The sequence below is a fragment of the Sphingomonas bacterium genome (assembly GCF_903643035.1).
GTDB lineage: Bacteria > Pseudomonadota > Alphaproteobacteria > Sphingomonadales > Sphingomonadaceae > Sphingomonas.
The window spans coordinates 1-4,851 of record NZ_CAHJWW010000207.1 but is presented as its reverse complement, the minus strand read 5'-3'; the positions used below and the strand labels follow the sequence as shown (position 1 = coordinate 4,851).

Annotated in this window: 7 protein-coding genes and 1 pseudogene; 3 read left to right on the top strand and 5 right to left on the bottom strand. The window is 71.3% G+C overall.

The features are described from left to right. Nucleotides 1-3: 3 nt before the first annotated feature. From HUV01_RS12010 to fabD, 4 genes are all read right to left on the bottom strand, one after another. Nucleotides 4-240, bottom strand: coding sequence for an acyl carrier protein (locus HUV01_RS12010; RefSeq protein ID WP_055843503.1), 237 nt, complete (start codon nucleotides 238-240; stop codon nucleotides 4-6). 70 nt (nucleotides 241-310) lie between these two features. Further along, complete coding sequence (gene fabG, locus HUV01_RS12005; protein ID WP_174298477.1) at nucleotides 311-1,063, bottom strand: 3-oxoacyl-[acyl-carrier-protein] reductase; 753 nt, start codon at nucleotides 1,061-1,063, stop codon at nucleotides 311-313. 14 nt (nucleotides 1,064-1,077) lie between these two features. Further along, nucleotides 1,078-2,049, bottom strand: coding sequence for a hypothetical protein (locus HUV01_RS12000; protein ID WP_174298476.1), 972 nt, complete (start codon nucleotides 2,047-2,049; stop codon nucleotides 1,078-1,080). Between the two features lie 14 nt (nucleotides 2,050-2,063). After that, nucleotides 2,064-3,026: an ACP S-malonyltransferase gene (fabD, locus tag HUV01_RS11995; protein WP_174298475.1), complete on the bottom strand. Its 963-nt coding sequence runs from the start codon at nucleotides 3,024-3,026 to the stop codon at nucleotides 2,064-2,066. A gap of 193 nt (nucleotides 3,027-3,219) precedes the next feature. Between fabD and rpsF the strand changes: the two genes are divergently transcribed. From rpsF to rplI, 3 genes are read left to right on the top strand one after another with little or no spacing between them, the layout of a single operon-like run. Beyond that, nucleotides 3,220-3,684 (top strand): 30S ribosomal protein S6, encoded by a 465-nt coding sequence (gene rpsF, locus HUV01_RS11990; RefSeq protein ID WP_174298478.1) that lies wholly within the window; start codon nucleotides 3,220-3,222, stop codon nucleotides 3,682-3,684. Next, entirely contained in the window at nucleotides 3,684-3,908 is a 225-nt protein-coding gene (gene rpsR, locus HUV01_RS11985) for a 30S ribosomal protein S18 (RefSeq protein ID WP_174298474.1), read from the top strand. The genes rpsF and rpsR overlap by 1 nt, the downstream gene beginning before the upstream one ends. 12 nt (nucleotides 3,909-3,920) lie before the next feature. Next, complete coding sequence (gene rplI / locus HUV01_RS11980; RefSeq protein WP_174298473.1) at nucleotides 3,921-4,508, top strand: 50S ribosomal protein L9; 588 nt, start codon at nucleotides 3,921-3,923, stop codon at nucleotides 4,506-4,508. A gap of 64 nt (nucleotides 4,509-4,572) precedes the next feature. Here the strand turns inward: rplI and HUV01_RS11975 are convergent. Then, nucleotides 4,573-4,851: pseudogene (locus HUV01_RS11975) on the bottom strand (DNA mismatch repair endonuclease MutL); the annotation flags it as partial.

The following is a 4,851-nucleotide window of genomic DNA, read 5'->3' as shown; positions in this document are numbered from 1 at the left end:
GCCTTACGACTTGTGCTCGTCGATATAGGTGATCGCGTCCTTGACGGTGGTGATCTTCTCGGCGGCGTCGTCGGGGATCTCCACGCCGAACTCCTCCTCGAACGCCATGACCAGCTCGACGATGTCGAGCGAGTCCGCGCCCAGGTCGTCGATGAAGCTGGCGTCCTCCGTGACCTTGTCGGCCTCGACGCCGAGGTGCTCGACGACGATCTTCTTCACGCGGTCGGCGGTCTCGCTCATGACTTGGTCCCTCTTGATGGGTTGCAGGATGTTGTGGCCCCTAGGACGCACCCCGGAGACGGGCAAGTCCCTAGATCATCGCCATCCCGCCGTTGACGTGGACGGTCTGGCCGGTGACGTAGCCCGCCTCGCGGCTCGCCAGATAGGCGACCGCCGCGCCGACGTCCTCGCCGCCGCCCAGCTTGCCGGCGGGGATGCGGGCGGCGAGCGCCGCCTTCTGCGCGTCGGGCAGCCCGTCGGTCATCGCCGAGCGGATGAAGCCCGGCGCGACGCAGTTCACCGTGACGGCGCGGCTCGCGAGTTCCTGCGCCAGCGCCTTGCTCATCCCGACCAGCCCGGCCTTGGACGCGGCATAGTTCGCCTGCCCCGGATTGCCGGTCGCGCCGACGACGGAGGTGATCGAGACGATGCGCCCGAACCGCGCCTTCATCATCGGCCGCGCGGCGGCGCGCATCAGCCGGAACGCCGCCTCCAGGTTGACGCGGATCACCGTGTCCCACTCCTCGTCCTTCATCCGGATCGCGAGGTTGTCGCGCGTGACGCCGGCGTTGTTGACCAGGATGTCGACACGTCCGCCCAGCGCCTCCAGGGCGCGCGGCACCAGCGCGTCGACGGCCGCGCCGTCCGAAAGGTCGCAGACCAGCGCCCGATGACCGTCGTCCCGGCCGTCGGAAAGCCCGGCGCGGAACCCCTCCAGCCTGTCCGCGTCGGAGCCCGAGAGCGCGAGGGTCGCCCCCTGCCCCGCGAGCGCGCGGGCGATCGCGGAGCCGATGCCCCCGCTCGCGCCCGTCACCAGCGCGGTCATGCCTGAAAGATCGAACATGCGGGGTCCTTGGGTCAGCGGGGCCTGAAGCCGATCGTGCGCGCGTCGGCGTCGTACAGGATCGAGAAGCGGTAATAGGGCGCGATGCCCAGGAACAGCCGCGGCGATGCGGCGTCGGCGCGCCGCTCGAAGATCAGCCGGCTGGCCTGGTCGCGCCGGCCGGTGACGACGTCCATCGACACGGCGGCCGTACCGCCCCCGCCATCCCCCATCGCGATCGTCGCCGGGCTGCCGTCGGGCACCGGCCGGTGCGTCGCGGCCTGGACCACCCGCAGCCCTGGAGCGCCGGAGTCGATCGTCGCCGGGCCGCACACCCGGCCAAGCGGAGCGGGACCGTCGATGCAGGCCGGCAGCGAGTCGTCGTCCCGGAACCGCAGCACGCGGTAGCCGGCGGTCTCGTCGGCGGTGGGATCGAGGATGACGCGGCCGGGCGTGGCGCTTCCCGGCATCGGCAGCTCGACGATCCAGCGGCGCGCGCCCGTCGCCTCGAACGGGTTGGGCTGGCGGTCGCGACGCAGGTCGACGCCCAGGATCGCCGCGAAGCCCTCGTTCGGCAGTCCGTCCCCCTGGATGCCGAAGGTGGCGGGATCCGCGCCCAGCGCCGGGCAGCGCGGCCTGTCGGAGGTGCACGACAGCGTCTCGACGCGCTGGACGCGGACCGGCATGGCCGCGCCGTCGCCGAACGCGACGGTCGCCTCGACCTCGACGCCGTTCAGTTGCGTGCCGACGCCGTACGCATACCGGACCCCGCCGCCGGTCTTCGCCGCGTCGGCCGGCAGCGCGCGCGCCATCACCCGGAGACCGGTGGAGCCGGTATCGAGCCCCGCCTCCACCTGTCGCCCCGTGATCCGGACGGGCACCCCGAACCGCGTAGTGCCGTTCGACAGCGTCACCGCGCGCACCGGCAGCTCGATCCGCCGGACCGCCGGGGGCGCCGCCCCGACGAGCGCGAGGGCGGGAAGAATGGCGAGGCGAGGGTGCTTCAAGGATCGTCCTCCCGTCACAGCGCCCTTGCCAGCGCCTCGACATCGGCGGGGGACACGACGCTGATCGCCTCCATGTCGGGAACGGTGCGCTTCACCATCGGGGCGAGCACCTTCCCGCCGAACTCCACCACCTGGGTCACGCCCGCCGCCGCCATCGCCAGCACCGTCTCGCGCCAGCGGACCATGCCCGTCACCTGCGCGACGAGCGCGACGCGGATCGCGCCCCGCTCCGCGATCGCCACCGCGTCGACGTTGCAGAACAGCGGCACCTGCGGCGCGGCGATGTCCGCGTCGAGCAGCGCATCCTCCATCGCGGCGGCCGCGTCGATCATCAGCGAGCAGTGGAATGGCGCCGACACCGGCAGCAGCAGCGCGCGCTTCGCCCCCATCTCCTTCGCCAGCGCCACCGCGCGCTCGATCGCCACGCGATGTCCGGAGATCACCACCTGAGTCGGATCGTTGTCGTTCGCGACAGCGCAGACCAGCGGGGCGCCGCCACGCTCGGCCATGATCGAGTCGACGGCGGCGCCGGCGATCGCGTCGGCCCTGTCGCGGTCCACGCCCAGCAGCGCGGCCATCGCCCCCTCGCCGACCGGGACCGCCGCCTGCATCGCGAGGCCGCGCAGTCGTAGGAGGCGCGCGGTGACGGGCAGGTCGAAGCTGCCCGCGGCGCACAGCGCGCTATATTCGCCCAGGCTGTGCCCGGCGACATAGTCCGCCTTTGCCGCCAGCCGGACGCCGCCGTCCTTCTCCAGCATCCGCAGCGTCGCGATGGCGTTGGCCATGATCGCGGGCTGCGCGTTCTGCGTCAGCATCAGCTCGTCGGCGGGACCCTGAGCCATCAGGCGCGAGAGGCTCTCGCCCAGCGCCTCGTCCACTTCCTGGAAGACCTCGCGCGCGGCGGCGCTCGCATCGGCGATGGCGACGCCCATGCCGACCGACTGGCTGCCCTGGCCCGGGAACACGAACGCGCGCATCGTCATCCTCTCCTCTGTGGCCCGCCCGGTTAAGCGAAACCCGCGCCCGGCGCCACGGTTGCGTTTCGCGGGCGGATCGGCCATGGAGCCGGGATCGGGCGACGGCCGGCATGGCCGCCGCCCGATCCGTTTGGAAGACAGCCGGAGGGGCGTCGCATGGGGCGGCGTCAGCGATCGGCAGGAGATTAGAGGCATGGCTCTGTACGAGCATGTGTTCCTTGCGCGCCAGGACCTGGCCCAGGCGCAGGTGGACACGCTGGCGGAAACCGCCACCAGGATCGTCGAGGAGATGAAGGGCAGGGTCGTGAAGACCGAGACCTGGGGGCTGCGGTCCCTCGCCTATCGCATCGCGAAGAACCGCAAGGCGCATTACGTGATGCTGGAGATCGACGCGCCCGCGGGCGTGGTCGCCGAGCTGGAGCGCCAGACGCAGATCAACGAGGACGTGATCCGCTTCATGACCGTCAAGGTCGACGAGCTGGAAGCCGGGCCGACCGTGATGATGCGCAAGCAGGAGCGCGACCGCGAGCGTCGCGGCGAGCGCGACCGGGATGGCCGGGGCGGTGGCGATCGTGACCGGGGTGATCGTGGTGGCGAGCGCGGCGACCGTGGAGGCGACCGCCCTCCCCGCCGTGATCGCGAAGAGGAGGCCGCATAATGGCACGTCCGTTTTTCCGTCGTCGCAAGTCGTGCCCGTTCAGCGCCAAGGATGCGCCCCGGATCGACTACAAGGACGTCCGGCTGCTCCAGGGCTTCGTGTCCGAGCGCGGCAAGATCGTCCCCTCGCGCATCACCAGCGTGGCGGCCAAGAAGCAGCGCGAGCTTGCGCAGGCGATCAAGCGCGCGCGTCACCTGGGGCTGCTGCCCTACGTCGTTAAGTAAGGAGCCGCGGAGATGGAGATCATTCTGCTGGAGCGCGTCGAGAAGCTCGGCGCCATCGGCGACGTGGTGACGGTGAAGGACGGCTTTGCCCGCAACTTCCTGTTGCCGCGCAAGAAGGCGATGCGCGCCAACGAGGCGAACCGGAAGGTGTTCGAGGCCAACCGCGCCCGCATCGAATCGGACAACGCCAACCGTCGCGGCGAGGCGGAGGCCGAGGCCAAGACCTTCAAGAACGCGTCGGTGACGCTGATCCGCCAAGCGTCGAACACCGGCCAGATGTATGGCTCGGTCGCGGTGCGCGACCTGATCGAGGCGCTGGTGGCGGACGGGCACAAGGTCTCCAAGGCGGCGATCGTGCTCGACAGGCCGATCAAGGCGATCGGCGTGTACGACGTGAAGGTGTCGCTGCACCCCGAAGTGTCGGTGACGGTGAAGGTCAACGTCGCCCGCTCGCCCGAGGAGGCCGAGATGCAGGCGCAGGGCGTCGACGTCATGGCCTCGATGTACGAGCGCGACGAGGCGGGCTTCGTCGAGGATTACGATCCCAACGCGGAACCGGGCGCGACCGCCGACGGCGGCGCCGGCCCCGCGCTGGGCTGAGCCGCGTCGACTGGTCGCGAAGGGCCGTCCGGAGCGATCCGGGCGGCCTTTCGCGTTCGGGCGGTCAGCGCCCGAACAGCTTCTCGACGTCGGTTAGCGCCAGCCTGACCCAGGTCGGCCGGCCGTGGTTGCACTGGCCGGAATGCGGCGTCGTCTCCATCTCGCGCAGCAGCGCGTTCATCTCCGCCACCGACAGCACCCGCCCGGCGCGCACCGATCCGTGGCAGGCGATCGTGCCCGCGATCCGGTTGAGCCGTTCCGCGAGGCCGAGCGCGGTGTCGAACGCGGCCAGCTCGTCCGCGAGGTCGCGCACCAGCGGCGCCACGTCGGCGGTGCCCAGCGG